Below are 13572 nucleotides of genomic sequence, written 5' to 3'. Positions count from 1 at the left end.
AGTACGGTCAAGGGTCGTGACACATTCCCAGCGCCGACACAACCTGAAAACCAGAATCAGCGCCGCCGGACTAGACGCGATGCTGGTCACGGACCTGATAAATGTCCGGTATCTGTCCGGCTTCAGTGGGTCCAACGGCGCGTTGCTGGTGTTTGCTGACGAGCGTGAGGCCGTGCTGGCCACCGACGGCCGCTACCGCACCCAGGCCGCGCAGCAGGCACCTGATCTGGAAGTTGCCATCGAGCGGGCGGTGGGACGCTATCTGGCCGGGCGGGCGGGGCAGGACCGCGTGGCAAAGCTGGGCTACGAGAGCCACGTGGTGACCGTCGACGGCCTGGACGCGCTGGCCGGGGAATTAGCGGGCCTGCACACCGAGTTGGTGCGGGCATCGGGCACGGTCGAGGCGCTGCGTGAGGTGAAAGACGCCGGTGAGCTGGCGTTGTTGCGGCTGGCGTGTGAGGCGGCCGACGCCGCGCTGGCCGACCTGGTGGAGCGCGGCGGTCTGCGGCCGGGACGCACCGAACGGGAGGTGAGCCGCGAGCTGGAGGGTCTGATGCTCGACCACGGCGCCGATGCGATCTCGTTCGAGACGATCGTGGCGACCGGGCCGAACTCGGCCGTCCCGCACCACCGGCCTACCGACGCGGTGCTCGCGGTCGGCGATTTCGTCAAGATCGACTTCGGCGCGCTGGTCGCGGGCTATCACTCCGATATGACCCGCACCTTCGTGCTGGGCAAGGCCGGTAAAGCTGAGGCCTGGCAGTTGGAGATCTACGAGCTGGTCGCCGAGGCGCAGCGGGCCGGGCGGGAGGCGCTGCATCCGGGAGCGGGGCTGCGTGACGTCGATGGCGCCGCGCGGCGGATCATCGCCGACGCGGGCTATGGCGAACACTTCGGTCACGGTCTGGGACACGGCGTTGGCCTGCAGATACATGAAGCGCCGGGCATCGGGGCCACGTCCGCCGGTACACTACTTGCGGGCTCCGTGGTGACCGTGGAGCCCGGCGTCTATTTACCCGGCCGTGGCGGTGTCCGCATCGAGGACACCCTGGTGGTGCCCAGCAACACCCCGCACCACCCCGGGCAGACCCCGGAATTGTTGACCCGGTTCCCGAAGGAACTGGCCATTTTGTAGGAGACCGAAAAGACGTGGCGACCACTGCTGACTTCAAGAACGGACTCGTCCTGGTGATCGACGGCCAGCTGTGGACCATCACCGAGTTCCAGCACGTCAAGCCCGGCAAGGGCCCCGCATTCGTGCGCACCAAGCTGAAGAACGTGCTGTCGGGCAAGGTCGTCGACAAGACCTACAACGCGGGCGTTAAGGTCGACACCGCCACGGTCGACCGGCGCGACACCACCTACCTCTACCGCGACGGCTCCGACTTCGTCTTCATGGACAGCCAGGACTACGAGCAGCACCCGCTGCCGGAGTCGCTGGTCGGCGACGCCGCCCGGTTCCTGCTGGAGGGGCTGCCGGTGCAGGTCGCGTTCCACAACGGCGCGCCGCTCTACATCGAGCTGCCGGTGTCGGTCGAACTGGTGGTCTCACACACCGAGCCCGGCTTGCAGGGCGACCGGTCCAGTGCGGGCACCAAGCCGGCCACCGTGGAGACCGGCGCGGAGATCCAGGTGCCGTTGTTCATCAACACCGGCGACAAGCTGAAGGTCGACACCCGCGACGGCAGCTACCTCGGGCGGGTCAACACCTGACCATGCCTGACGGAACAGCCAGTAATCAGCCGCCGCAGCGGCCCGCGCGCACTTCGCGCCCCTCGCGCCCTTCGCGTCCCTTCAAAGGGCGGCATCTGGCGCGCAAAGGCGCGGTGGATCTGTTGTTCGAAGCGGAGGCGCGCGGCCTCAGCCCGGTGGAGATGGTCGATACGCGCACCGCGCTGGCCGAAGCCAACGCCGACGTGACACCGCCGCTTCCGTACGCCTCCGCCGTCGCTCGCGGGGTGGCCGAGCACGCCGCGCACGTCGACGAGCTGATCACCTCGCATCTGCAGTCGTGGAAGCTGGACCGCCTGCCCGCGGTGGATCGCGCGATCCTGCGGGTGGCGGTGTGGGAGCTGTTGTACGCCGACGACGTGCCGGAGCCGGTCGCCGTCGACGAAGCCGTCGAGCTGGCCAAGGAACTGTCCACCGACGACTCGCCCGGTTTCATCAACGGCGTGCTGGGCCAGGTCATGCTGGTGACGCCGCAGATCCGCGCGGCCGCGCAAGCCGTGCGAGGGGGTGCCTCATGACCCGACTCGAGTTACGCGTCGTCATGGCCGTGCTGGCGGCGGTGACGGTGGTGGTCGGCGCGGTGATCAGCGCCGCCTTCGGCTGGACCATCGTCGCCTCGGTGCTGGCGATCTTCGGCCTCGGCGTGGGCGCCGCGGTCTACCACACGGTCGAGCGGCTGATCCTCGCCCGCCGCATCAGTACCGTGCGCACCGCAGCAAAGCCGTTGCAGCCCCTGCTGCCGGTGATGGCCGCCATCATGGGCCTGACCCAGGGTGTGGTGCGCTCACTCGGCGACGTCACCGACCTTCCCGGGCGGCGCTTCGAGCTTCCGCAGCTACCACTGTTGAAGTGGATGGAAAATCCGCTGAGCAAAGGCAACAAGCAAATCATCGACAGCGACCCCGATTTGGACGGCTGAGAAGCCCCGCGGCGTTGCCGCAGTCAAAATTCCAGGTCGAAATGATCGCGGATTGTGCGCGGGCGCGACACAATGGCCGTTGGTTACCAATGGAAAGCTGTCGACAGTGAAGTCAATCAACGCCGTGGTCGTGCTGGCCTGCGCCGGGTCTGCGGTCGCGGTTCTGGCCCCGGCAACCGCGGCTGCCGACGGCTTCGACTTCTTCCAGACGCCGTCGGGGAACATCGACTGCGCGATGGGGGTGCTGGACGGCTCGGCCCTGGTCGACTGCGAGATCAGCGACCACACCTGGGCGGCACCGGCGCCTCCGACGCCCTGCATGGGAGCGTTCGGCGACCGGATCAGCATGCGCCAGGGCAGTCCGCCCAGGCTGACCTGCCACAGCGATACCGTCCGGGGCACCGGATACCCGGTGTTGCAGTACGGCCAGACCCGTTCGGTCGCCTCGGTAACGTGCGAAAGCCAGCAAACCGGCGTCATCTGTACCGACACCGGTAGCGGCCATTACTTCAGACTTTCTCGCGATACCTACGAACTGCACTGACTCCGGAGGGGGACAACATGAATCGAGACAGTGCCCGGACGCGGCGACTGCGGGTCTCCGCACTGGCGGCGGTGGCCAACCCGTCCTACACGCGCGTCGATACCTGGAATCTGCTCGACGATGCCTGCCGTCACCTGGCCGAGGTCGACCTCGCGGGGCTGGACAAGACGCACGATTTGGCCAAGGTGAAGCGGCTGATGGACCGCATCGGCGCCTATGAGCGGTACTGGCTGTACCCCGGTGCGGCGAATCTGGCGACCTTCCGCGCCCATCTGGAAAGCCTGTCCACGGTCCGCCTCGCCGAGGAGGTGTCGTTGGCGGTGCGCTTGCTGTCCGAATACGGCGATCGCACGGCACTATTCGACATTTCGGCGCCGCTGGCCGACCAGGAGTTGGTGGCCCAGGCCAAACAGCAGCAGTTCTACACCGTGCTGCTCGCCGACGATTCCCCGTGCACGGCCCCGGATTGCCTGGCCGAGGCACTACGGGAGTTGCGCAGCCCGTCCGACGACATCCAGTTCGAGATCCTGATCGCGCCCAGCGTGGAGGACGCCATCACTGCCGTGGCGCTCAACGGCGAGATTCAGGCCGCCATCATCCGGCACGACCTGCCACTGCGCTCGCGGGACCGGGTGCCGCTGATGAACACGCTGCTCGGCGCCAACGACGACGCTTCGATATCCAGGGTCTCCGACCGTTCCCACGACTGGGTGGAATGCGGTGAGTGGATTCGCGAACTGCGGCCCCACATCGACCTGTACCTGCTCACCGACGAGTCGATCGCGGCCGGCGGCGATGACGAGCCCGATGTCTACGACCGCACTTTCTACCGGCTCAACGACGTCACGGACCTCTACAGCACGGTCGTGGCGGGGTTGCGAAACCGGTTCTCCACGCCGTTTTTCGACGCGCTGCGGGCATACGCGGCGGCGCCGGTCGGCCAGTTCCACGCGCTGCCCGTCGCGCGCGGCGCCAGCATCTTCAACTCGAAGTCGTTGCAAGACATGGGCGAGTTCTACGGGCGCAACATCTTCATGGCCGAAACCTCCACCACCTCAGGAGGATTGGACTCGCTGCTGGATCCCCATGGCAACATCAAGAAAGCGATGGACAAGGCCGCGGTCACCTGGAACGCCGACCACACCTACTTCGTGACCAACGGCACTTCCACCGCAAACAAAATCGTCGTGCAGTCGCTGACCCGGCCGGGTGACATCGTGCTCATCGACCGCAACTGCCACAAGTCGCACCACTACGGCCTGGTGCTCGCCGGCGCCTACCCGCGATATCTGGAGTCCTATGCGTTGCCGCAGTTCGCCATCTATGGGGCGGTGCCGCTGAGCACCATCAAGAAGGCCCTGCTGGACCTCGAGGCGGCCGGCCACCTGGACAAGGTGCGGATGTTGTTGCTCACCAACTGCATTTTCGATGGTGTCGTCTACAACCCGCGGCGGGTGATGGAGGAGGTGCTGGCGATCAAGCCCGACATCGTCTTCCTGTGGGATGAGGCCTGGTATGCCTTCGCGACCGCCGTGCCGTGGGCCCGTCAGCGCACCGCGATGGTCGCGGCCGAGCGTCTCGAGCAGATGCTGGCGTCGCCGGAATATGCTGAGGAATATCGCAATTGGCAGGCCTCGATGGCAGGGGTGCCGCGCTCGGAGTGGGGTGACCACCGGCTGCTGCCCGACCCTGCCCGGGCTCGGGTGCGGGTGTATGCGACCCATTCCACCCACAAGTCGCTGTCGGCGTTCCGGCAGGCGTCGATGATCCACGTGCGCGACCAGGACTTCAACGCACTCGCCCGCGACGCGTTCGGTGAGGCCTTCTTAACCCACACTTCCACGTCGCCCAACCAGCAACTGCTCGCCTCGCTGGATCTGGCGCGCCGGCAGGTCGACATCGAGGGCTTCCAATTGGTCCGGCAGACCTATGACATGGCGTTGGTTTTCCGCCACCGGGTCCGCAAGGACAGGTTGATCAGCAAGTGGTTCCGCATTCTCGACGAGTCCGATCTGGTGCCCGAGGAGTACCGGGCATCTGTCAGCTCCTACCGCGAGGTCCGGCAGGGCGCGTTGGACGAGTGGAACGAGGCGTGGCGCTCGGATCAGTTCGTGCTGGACCCCACGCGAGTCACGTTGTTCCTCGGCAAGACCGGGATGAACGGTTATGACTTCCGCGAGAAGATCCTGATGGACCGATTCGGCATTCAGATCAATAAGACCTCGATCAACAGCGTGCTGTTGATCTTCACCATCGGCGTCACGTGGTCGAGCGTGCATCATCTGCTCGACGTACTGCGCCGGGTGGCAACCGATTTCGACCGCACCCAGAAGGCGGCCAGCGCCGCCGACTGGGCACTGCATGAGCGTCGCGTCGAGGAGATCACCGAGGATCTGCCCCACCTGCCGGACTTCAGTGAATTCGACGTGGCGTTCCGTCCGGACGAGGGCAGTGTTTACGGCGACACCCGATCAGCGTTCTACGCCGGGTATGAGGAGAAGGACCGCGAGTACGTGCTGATCGGCACCGCGGGTCGGCGTCTTGCCGAGGGAAAGACCTTGGTGTCCACCACATTCGTGGTGCCCTACCCGCCGGGGTTCCCGGTGCTGGTACCGGGCCAGGTGGTGTCCAAGGAAATCGTCTACTTCCTGGCCCAGCTCGATGTCAAGGAGATACACGGCTACAACCACGAGCTCGGGCTGTCGGTCTTCACCCAGGAGGCGCTGGCCCGCATGGAGGCGGCCCGCGCCGCGGTCACCCACGCCGCCAAGTTGTCGGGCAACGGCTCGTCCGAGCCCACACGTGCGCCGGAAGCTCCGATGTTGGCCAACGAGCATACGGTCCAGGTAAATTAGGCACCTGAATTGCTGAGGGCTCGGAGATGATCGATCATTGGCCGTACCTAGTGGTCGGCGTCGGGTGCGTCGGATCCGGGATCTTCGCCGCGGTCAAGGACATTCGCCGATGGCGGCGGAGTCAGCGCAGCCGCACCTGGCCAACAGTGCCCGGCAGTGTGGCTCGCTCCGAAGTTTACGGCGATCGAGACTTGGCCGTTCGCTACCGGTACGAAGTGAACGGGGTGGCGTACCAGGGCGACGTATTGCAACTCGAGCAATCCGCCGGCTCCCGGGAGCAGGCGATGGAGCTGGCGGATCGCTATCCCGCCGGCGCCGAAGTGCAGGTTCACTATGATCCGGCCGACCCCGCGACGGCGGTCCTGATCCCCGGTGGCGGGTCGAAGTCGGCGAAGTCCATGCTGTCCACGGCGGTGCTGATCGCGTTCGGTCTCTGGCTGTCGGTCGTGGTGGTGCAAAGCGACAAGGCAGGTGAGGCGGAGGCGGTGGAGGCTGCGCCGGCGCTGCCGCAGGTGCCTTTCGTCGACCTCGACAGTCCGCGCGGTGTGGCGGTGGCCGCAGACGGCAACGTCTATGTTTGCGACGGACCGCCCCCGGCCCCGTCGACGCATTCACTCCCGGAACTGACGATAGGCCCACCAGCCATTCCCGAGTTGCCGACGGGGCCGCTGCTGCCGGGTTCGACCGCCATGTCCGGGCGCCTGTTGCGCATCAGTCCGGACCTGGTCGGCGTCACCGACATGCTGCCCCGGCTGCTCGCGGCGCCCAACGGCGTGGCGGTCGGCGGCCCTGGTAAGTGGTATGTCACCGACCGTGGTCAACTCTGGGTGTATGAGGTGAGAGACCAACCCGACCGTCGGCGCACCGAGGTCACCGGGTCTACGCCGCTGCGCGGCGTGACACCCGGCGGCGTGGCGGTGGACTCGGCGGCCACGGTCTACGTCACCGAACCGGCTTCCGGACGGGTGTTGCGGCTCCCAGCCGGAGCCGAGACGGCTACCGAAATATTCAAGCTTCCGGACAACGGTTCGCCCGCCGACGTCGCCATCGATAATTCCGGCAACGTTTATGTCTCTGACCGCGTCAACAATCGCGTGTTCAAGCTCGCGGCCGGTGGCGGGCCGGTGGAACTTCCTTTCTCGCAACTTTCGGCTCCGGAAGGGGTGGCGGTGGATTCCCAGGGCACCGTCTACGTCGTCGACAGCGGTAATCACCGGATCATGATGTTGGCTGCTGGCGCGCAGTCATCCACCGATCCGTTGTTCGAATGGCTGACGGATCCCTACGACGTGGCCGTCGATGCTGTGGGCAACGTATTCGTCACCGACCGGGCCAGCAAACGGCTACTGAAGTTCGCCCCTCGTTGATGGTGGGCCAGGTCGACCGCCGTGTCCGTCAGGTGTGAACCGTCGGGATGTCGACCCCCCAGCGGGCGACATCCATTGCGGCCAGGCAGAAGGTCATGGCAGGCCTTACAATTCCCGCACCACCGGTCAGAATTTCGATGTGGCCTGAGAGTTCAGCGCAGAATCCTCGCGTAAATCAGGCTGTCGTGCGGATCAGGTCCCATAGCGGGGTAGACGGCGTGGCGCCGCAGCCGCCCTTCCAAAGCGAATCCCGCTCGTTGCAACAGCCGCGATGACCGCGCATTGTCGACGTGACATGTCGCCCAGACCCGGTACACGGAGGGATCGGCTGCGAGCCCGGTCAGCACCAGTTTGAGCGCTTCGGACATGTAACCCATGTCCCACCACTGCCGACCGAGACAATAGCCGATCTCGACCGAGTGGCTCACCGGGCGGCGGCAGCTGATCAAACCGACGATTTCGCCGTTGCGGCGCGACGTGATCACCCAGTTGCGGTCGTTCTTCGGCGACATCAGCTGTTCGACGAGCACCCGCCGGGTCTCGAGCGCATCCGGATGGGCCGTCCAGAGCAGAAACCGGGTGACTTCGGGATCGCCTGCCACGCTGGCGAATATCTCGTCGGCGTCTTCAACCGCTGCCGGGCGCAGCAACAGCCGCGGGCTTTCCAGATGGGTTGGTGGTCGCGAGTAGGAATAGCCGCCCATCACAGCCCGAGCGCACGGTAGGTGTTGCGGACGAAATTCGGCTGCGCGGTACGCAGTCTGGCCAGTACCGGATTGCCCGCAACCGCTGCGGCCGCGTTCACCGTCAGGTCGGGGCAGTACTGGATGAGATACAGCAGAATCAGGTCCGCGGCCGGATCGGCCTGCCACCACGTTCCGTAGGCGCCGGGCCAACTGAATGTGCCGACGCCGCCCGGCCCGAACAACGGCGTGGCCCTGGCTGGATCGGTCACCACCGACAGGTTCAAGCCGAATCCGCGACCCACCCAGTACGGCGAGCCGAGAAAGTTGTGCCGCTTCTGTTCGCCGGTCAGCCGGTCGGTGCGCATCAGGCGCACCGACTGCGGGGACAGCACCCGGACACCATCGATCGAACCGTCGCCCAGCAACATTCGCGCGAAGCGCAGGTAGTCGTCGGCCGTGGACCACAGCCCACCGCCGGCGTTGCAGAACGACGGAGGTTTGACATGCGGTGGCCCCATCACGTCGTGGCGCAACCGGTCGTGCTCGTCGTGCCGGTACATGGTCGCTGCGCGCGCTCGCGCGGTGGGCGTGACAAAGAACCCGGTGTCGGGCATCCCCGCCGGGGCCAGCACCCGGTCCTGAAACACCTCGTGCAGCGGCTTCCCGTCGATGCGGGACGCGATTACGCCCAGCACATCGATGGAGTGGCTGTAGGTCACCTTCTCGCCGGGCTGGTGCACCAGGGGCAGGGCGCCCAGTTCGGACAGCCATGCGTCCGAGCCCTGGTTGAACGGCAGCCGCAGGTAGGCCCGGGAGATCGGACCGGACACCGAGAAGCCGTAGGCCAGGCCGCTGGTATGGGTGAGCAGATCCTCGATCAGGATGGGACGCCGGGCCGGGTGGGTGCGGTCCAGTGGGCCGTGCGGGTCGTCCAGTACCCGCACACCGGCGAGTTCTGGAACCCACTGCGCGATCGGGTCGGTGAGGGCCAATTTGCCCTCGTCGACCAGGCTCATGACGACGGCCACGGTGACGGGTTTGGTCATGGATGCGATGCGAAACAGAGTGTCGCGTTGCATCGGAAGTTTCGCTTCGACGTCACGGTAACCGATCTCGTTGACCTGCAACAATTCTCCGCGTTGCCATACCACCGTGACCGCTCCCGATAGCAGTCCGGCGTCGCAGACCTCACGCAGGGTCGTCTGATTGCCGTCGAGATTCACCGTGGACAGGTTAGCCCGTCGAAGTAGCGGCACGGCGGCGGGACCACCCCGTACGGGATGTGAAAAATGTGTGAACGCCGCAAAGTTCCGGGAGGACCGGCGCACCGGACCGCAACCGGCGCGCAGTTACTTCGGTGAATCGGTTTGCAGCGTTCCCGCCGCGTGTTAATGTCGCGTTTCCGGCAAAAGCAATCTGGGGAACGTGCTGGGTGGGTGGCGGCGTGCCGTTGGGCGCATCGTCGCTGCTGGTGAACCAGGGTGCGGGTGTGCAGTCACCGAGGTCCGCAACCGCTGAACGAGGCCTGGATGCTGCGCCCGTTCAGGCCGCACCGCTTCGGTCGCGGCTCGCTGCTCATCACCACCGGTTGGACAACTCAGCAAAGGCTGGCCATGAATGGCTTGATGTCACAAGCGCAAATCTCACACCGACCTGTCTCCCGCCGACCCTCGACACCAGTTGTGGCGATCGTGTTCGCGGCGGCAGTCGTCGCGGCGGTCGCCGGATGCGGAAACAAGTCCTCGACGGGATCCCCCCAGACTTCGGGTACCTCCGCAACCTCCGCGGCGACGTCGTCCGCGGCGACCTCCGGTGCATCCGGGACCTCTGCGGCCCCTTCACCGGAAGCACAGCAACTCCTGCAGGACGCATCCAAGGCGACTACCGGGCTGCGCTCACTGCACGTCAACTTGCAGACCACCAACATCACCACCTTGCCGATGGAGGCCGTCAACGCTGACGTGACCAACCAACCGGAAGGCAACGGCCAGGCCGTCGGCGACGCGATGATCAGGCTGCAGCCGAAGACACCGGCGGTGCCGAAGCAATTCGTCGTCACCAACAAGACGATGTACACCAAGAACGAGGCCGGGGCCTACACGTCGATGGGGCCCGCGGACAAGATCTACGACCCGGGTGTCGTCCTGGACAAGGAGAAGGGCATCGGCGCCGTCATCGGCAAGGTCACCAACCCGCAGTCCGGTGGCAGTGAAACGATCGACGGGGTAGCCACCATCAAGGTCACGGGAATGATCGACGCGGCGGTCATCGACCCGTTGGTGCCGCAGATCGGCAAGGGCGGCGGAGCGCTGCCCATCACCCTGTACATCGCCGACGTGAAGGCGCCGGGAGCGCCGGGAACGCCGCCGAGCCCCTACCTGGTGCGCATGGTGCTCGATAAGGACCAGGGCCACGTCACCATCACCCTGTCCAATTGGGGTGCCCCGGTGACCATCCCGAACCCGACCGGATAGCGGGCTCTGCATCAGGCCTCTGAACCAGACCTAGACGAAGTGAACACCGGATTGAGAGCCGGCCCCGAACGCGCACGACGACGCTCGTGCTCCGGGCCGGTTCTCGTCCGTTGTTCGACCGGTGGGTGGCGGCCTTGAGGTGGTGCGGGGGATTGGGACCACGCTCGGGTTCGGGTGAGCGTGTTTGAGACAGCGGTGTTTTCGCGATCCGCAGTCCGTTGAGAATCCGACGAGAATCCTTTGAGGCCGCGCTCCCACTATTGGGGCCAGCTCGCCGGACACGCCGGCGCGCAGCCGATCGCACCCCAACAGAGCTGGAGGAGCACGAATGACCAACGACCTCCCTGAAGTTCAGGAGCGTGGCCCCGGCCCACACCCTGGTCCGCCGCCCGGCAGGCCGCCGGTGCTTCCCGATGTGTGGGTGTACAACGGGCGAGCCTATGACCTCAGTGATTGGATAGCCAAGCATCCCGGTGGCGCCTTCTTCATCGGGCGCACCAAAAACCGTGACATCACTGCGATTATCGCCTCATATCATCGCGACCCGACGGTCGTCGAGCGAATCCTGGAACAGAGATACTCATTGGGTCGCGACGCGAAACCGCGCGACATCCACCCCAAGCACAATGCACCGCCGTTTCTCTTCAAGGACGACTTCAACAGCTGGCGCGACACCCCGAAGTATCGCTTCGACGACCAAGAAGACCTGATGCACCGCGTCAAGGCGCGGCTGACGGAGCCCGCGCTGGCCGCCCGAATCAAGCGGATGGACCGGCTTTTCAACATTGTGGTGGCCACCCTCGCCGTCGCCTATTTCGCGGTTCAGGGCGTGCGACTGTCCGAACCTCGGTGGATGCCCCTGTGGGCCTTCGTGATTGCCATGGTGCTGTTGCGCAGCTCGCTGGTGGGGTATGGCCACTACGCGTTGCACCGTGCCCAACGAGGGCTGAATCGGGTGTTGTCCAATACCTTTGACTTGAACTATGTGGCCCTGGCACTGGTGGTCGCAGACGGACATACCCTGCTGCATCATCCGTATACCCAAAGCGACGTCGACATCAAGAAGAACGTGTTCACGATGATGATGCGGCTGCCTCGGCTCTATCGGGTTCCGGTGCATACCCTGCACAAGTTCGGTCACCTGGTGACCGGCATGGCCATCCGCATCGCCGACGTCTGGAACATGACGCGCAAGGTCGGTGTCGAAGAGGGGTATGGAAGCTGGCGCAACGCGTTGCCACACTTCCTCGGGTCATCCGGGGTGCGGCTGCTGCTGGTGACCGAGATGGTGGTTTTCCTTGCTGTCGGCGACTTCTGGGCCTGGGCTCTGCAATTCGTGGCGACTCTGTGGATCAGCACCTTCCTGGTGGTGGCCAGCCACGAGTTCGAGGATGAGGACGGCGATGACGCGGCCGTGCCGAAGGTGGGCACGGATTGGGGCGTCGACCAGGTCGAGCACGCCAATGACCTGACGGTCATCGGCAACCGTTACGTGGACTGCTTTCTGTCGGCCGGGCTGAGTTCGCACCGGGTCCATCACGTTCTTCCGTTCCAGCGCAGTGGGTTCGCGAATATCGTCACCGAGGACGTGTTGCGCGAAGAGGCGGCCAAGTCCGGCGTCGAGTGGTTGCCGGCCAAGAGCTTCGTCACCGACCGCTTGCCCAAACTGTGCCGCACATATCTGCTGTCACCGTCGCGTGTTGCCAGGGAACACCACTGGGGCGTGCTCCGCGAGCACTTTTCGCCTGCGGCCTGGAAGGCGAGCGTCGACTACGTCATCGGCGGATTCGTCGGAATCGGGTCGGTATGAGCGCCGCCACCGAGGGCGGCACCGTGCTGCCCAACGCAGGCCACGCTGAGGTTGGCCTGGCCCAGCTGCCGCCGGCCCCACCGACCACGGTGGCCGTCATCGAGGGCATCGCGACCGGTGGCCCGCAGCGTGAGGTTACGCAGGCGGCGGCCGCCGATCATGTGGCCGGACTGTTCATCAATCCGCAGCAGCGGGAACGGATTCCACGGCTCTACCGGCATACGCGGATCCAGACCCGCCGAATGGCGGTCGATCCACTGGACCCCGGCTTCGACGCGTTCCGGCGCACTCCGGGTACGGTCCGGGACCGGATGAACCTGTTCTTCGAGAACGCGGTTCCGCTGGCGGTCGACACCGCCAGGCGGGCCTTGGCCGGCCTGCCGTACGGAACGGAGGAGATCGGGCTGCTGGTACTCGTCACCAGCACCGGGTTCGTCGCCCCGGGAGTCGATGTCGCGGTCGTCAAGCAACTGGGTCTGTCCCGGTCGGTGTCGCGCGTCGTCATCAACTTCATGGGGTGCGCGGCCGCCATGAACGCCGTCCGTACCGCCGCGACGTACGTGCGTGCCCATCCGAGTATGAAGGCGTTGGTGGTGTGCATCGAATTATGTTCGGTGAACGCCGTTTTCGCCGACGACGTCAACGACGCCGTCATTCACAGCCTGTTCGGCGACGGCTGCGGGGCAATGGTGATCGGCGCCGGTCAGGTGCAGTGCCCGCTGCCTGCGGGCAGTGTGGTGATCCGCAGCAGTTTCACCCGATTGCTCGACGACGCCGAGGACGGCATCGTGCTCGGGGTCAATCACAATGGCATCACCTGTGAGCTGTCCGAGCAGCTGCCCGAGTACATCTACCGCGGAGTCGAACCCGTGGTCGCGGAGGTATTGCGGGACAACGGGTTGGCGAAATCCGACGTCGATCTGTGGGCGGTCCATCCGGGCGGCCCCAAGATCATCGAACAGTCCGTGGGCTCGCTCGGCATACCCGCCGAAGCGGCCGCACAGAGCTGGGAGGTGCTTGCCCGGTTCGGCAACATGCTGAGCGTATCGCTGATCTTCGTGCTGGAAATGATGGTGCTGCAGACGGAATCGACCAAACCGATCTCCACGGGCGTGGCCTTCGCCTTCGCGCCGGGGGTCACCGTCGAGGGCATCCTGTTCGACATCATCCGGAGGCCGTCGTGATC

General features: G+C 65.5%; 11 protein-coding genes and 1 pseudogene. 10 read left to right on the top strand and 2 right to left on the bottom strand.

The annotated features are described in order from the left end of the window. The first annotated feature begins 16 nt into the window (after nt 1-16). From AC5Y7D_RS07195 to AC5Y7D_RS07165, 7 genes and pseudogenes are all read left to right on the top strand, one after another. Complete coding sequence (locus AC5Y7D_RS07195; protein ID WP_499922607.1) at nt 17-1135, top strand: M24 family metallopeptidase; 1119 nt, start codon at nt 17-19, stop codon at nt 1133-1135. A gap of 14 nt (nt 1136-1149) precedes the next feature. After that, a complete protein-coding gene (efp, locus tag AC5Y7D_RS07190) occupies nt 1150-1713 on the top strand; it encodes an elongation factor P (protein WP_205877699.1) in 564 nt (187 codons plus the stop codon). A 2-nt stretch (nt 1714-1715) separates the two neighbouring features. Next, nucleotides 1716-2249, top strand: a complete 534-nt coding sequence (nusB, locus tag AC5Y7D_RS07185; RefSeq protein WP_499922606.1) for a transcription antitermination factor NusB — start codon at nt 1716-1718, stop codon at nt 2247-2249. Then, nucleotides 2246-2650 carry an antitermination protein NusB gene (locus AC5Y7D_RS07180; protein ID WP_499922605.1) on the top strand — a complete coding sequence of 135 codons (405 nt, stop codon included), beginning with the start codon at nt 2246-2248 and terminating at the stop codon, nt 2648-2650. Before nusB ends, AC5Y7D_RS07180 begins: the two co-directional genes overlap by 4 nt. A gap of 106 nt (nt 2651-2756) precedes the next feature. Beyond that, nucleotides 2757-3194: a DUF6636 domain-containing protein gene (locus tag AC5Y7D_RS07175; protein ID WP_499922604.1), complete on the top strand. Its 438-nt coding sequence runs from the start codon at nt 2757-2759 to the stop codon at nt 3192-3194. 17 nt (nt 3195-3211) lie between these two features. Beyond that, nucleotides 3212-5950: pseudogene (locus AC5Y7D_RS07170) on the top strand (aminotransferase class I/II-fold pyridoxal phosphate-dependent enzyme); the annotation flags it as partial. A 125-nt stretch (nt 5951-6075) separates the two neighbouring features. After that, a complete protein-coding gene (locus tag AC5Y7D_RS07165) occupies nt 6076-7416 on the top strand; it encodes a DUF3592 domain-containing protein (protein WP_499922603.1) in 1341 nt (446 codons plus the stop codon). A 152-nt stretch (nt 7417-7568) separates the two neighbouring features. Here AC5Y7D_RS07165 and AC5Y7D_RS07160 read toward each other — a convergent pair whose 3' ends face one another. Beyond that, nucleotides 7569-8120 (bottom strand): GNAT family N-acetyltransferase, encoded by a 552-nt coding sequence (locus AC5Y7D_RS07160; RefSeq protein ID WP_499922715.1) that lies wholly within the window; start codon nt 8118-8120, stop codon nt 7569-7571. Then, the gene (locus AC5Y7D_RS07155; RefSeq protein ID WP_499922602.1) at nt 8120-9325 is read right to left on the bottom strand and encodes a serine hydrolase domain-containing protein; all 1206 of its coding nucleotides are present in this window, start codon (nt 9323-9325) and stop codon (nt 8120-8122) included. Before AC5Y7D_RS07155 ends, AC5Y7D_RS07160 begins: the two co-directional genes overlap by 1 nt. A 390-nt stretch (nt 9326-9715) precedes the next feature. On the opposite strand from AC5Y7D_RS07155, the gene AC5Y7D_RS07150 reads away from it, so the two are divergent. The 3 genes from AC5Y7D_RS07150 (at nt 9716) to AC5Y7D_RS07140 (ending at nt 13570) form a co-directional block, all read left to right on the top strand. Then, nucleotides 9716-10576 carry an LppX_LprAFG lipoprotein gene (locus AC5Y7D_RS07150; protein ID WP_499922713.1) on the top strand — a complete coding sequence of 287 codons (861 nt, stop codon included), beginning with the start codon at nt 9716-9718 and terminating at the stop codon, nt 10574-10576. Nucleotides 10577-10904: 328 nt separating this feature from the next. Next, nucleotides 10905-12386 carry a fatty acid desaturase gene (locus AC5Y7D_RS07145; RefSeq protein ID WP_499922601.1) on the top strand — a complete coding sequence of 494 codons (1482 nt, stop codon included), beginning with the start codon at nt 10905-10907 and terminating at the stop codon, nt 12384-12386. Continuing rightward, a complete protein-coding gene (locus tag AC5Y7D_RS07140) occupies nt 12383-13570 on the top strand; it encodes a type III polyketide synthase (protein WP_499922600.1) in 1188 nt (395 codons plus the stop codon). The genes AC5Y7D_RS07145 and AC5Y7D_RS07140 overlap by 4 nt, the downstream gene beginning before the upstream one ends. The last annotated feature ends 2 nt before the right edge of the window (nt 13571-13572 follow it).

It is taken from the genome of Mycobacterium sp. NGS49, from assembly GCF_059812565.1.
The sequence above is the reverse complement of the archived record's forward strand: the minus strand, read 5'-3'. Positions and strand labels throughout refer to the sequence as shown.

Excerpts from the sequence above, each read along its gene's own strand:
- nusB (WP_499922606.1), top strand. The coding sequence starts at position 1,716 with ATGCCTGACGGAACAGCCAGTAATCAGCCGCCGCAGCGGCCCGCGCGC.
- AC5Y7D_RS07180 (WP_499922605.1), top strand. The coding sequence starts at position 2,246 with ATGACCCGACTCGAGTTACGCGTCGTCATGGCCGTGCTGGCGGCGGTG.
- AC5Y7D_RS07165 (WP_499922603.1), top strand. The coding sequence starts at position 6,076 with ATGATCGATCATTGGCCGTACCTAGTGGTCGGCGTCGGGTGCGTCGGA.
- AC5Y7D_RS07160 (WP_499922715.1), bottom strand. The coding sequence starts at position 8,120 with ATGGGCGGCTATTCCTACTCGCGACCACCAACCCATCTGGAAAGCCCG.
- AC5Y7D_RS07150 (WP_499922713.1), top strand. The coding sequence starts at position 9,716 with ATGAATGGCTTGATGTCACAAGCGCAAATCTCACACCGACCTGTCTCC.
- AC5Y7D_RS07145 (WP_499922601.1), top strand. The coding sequence starts at position 10,905 with ATGACCAACGACCTCCCTGAAGTTCAGGAGCGTGGCCCCGGCCCACAC.
- AC5Y7D_RS07140 (WP_499922600.1), top strand. The coding sequence starts at position 12,383 with ATGAGCGCCGCCACCGAGGGCGGCACCGTGCTGCCCAACGCAGGCCAC.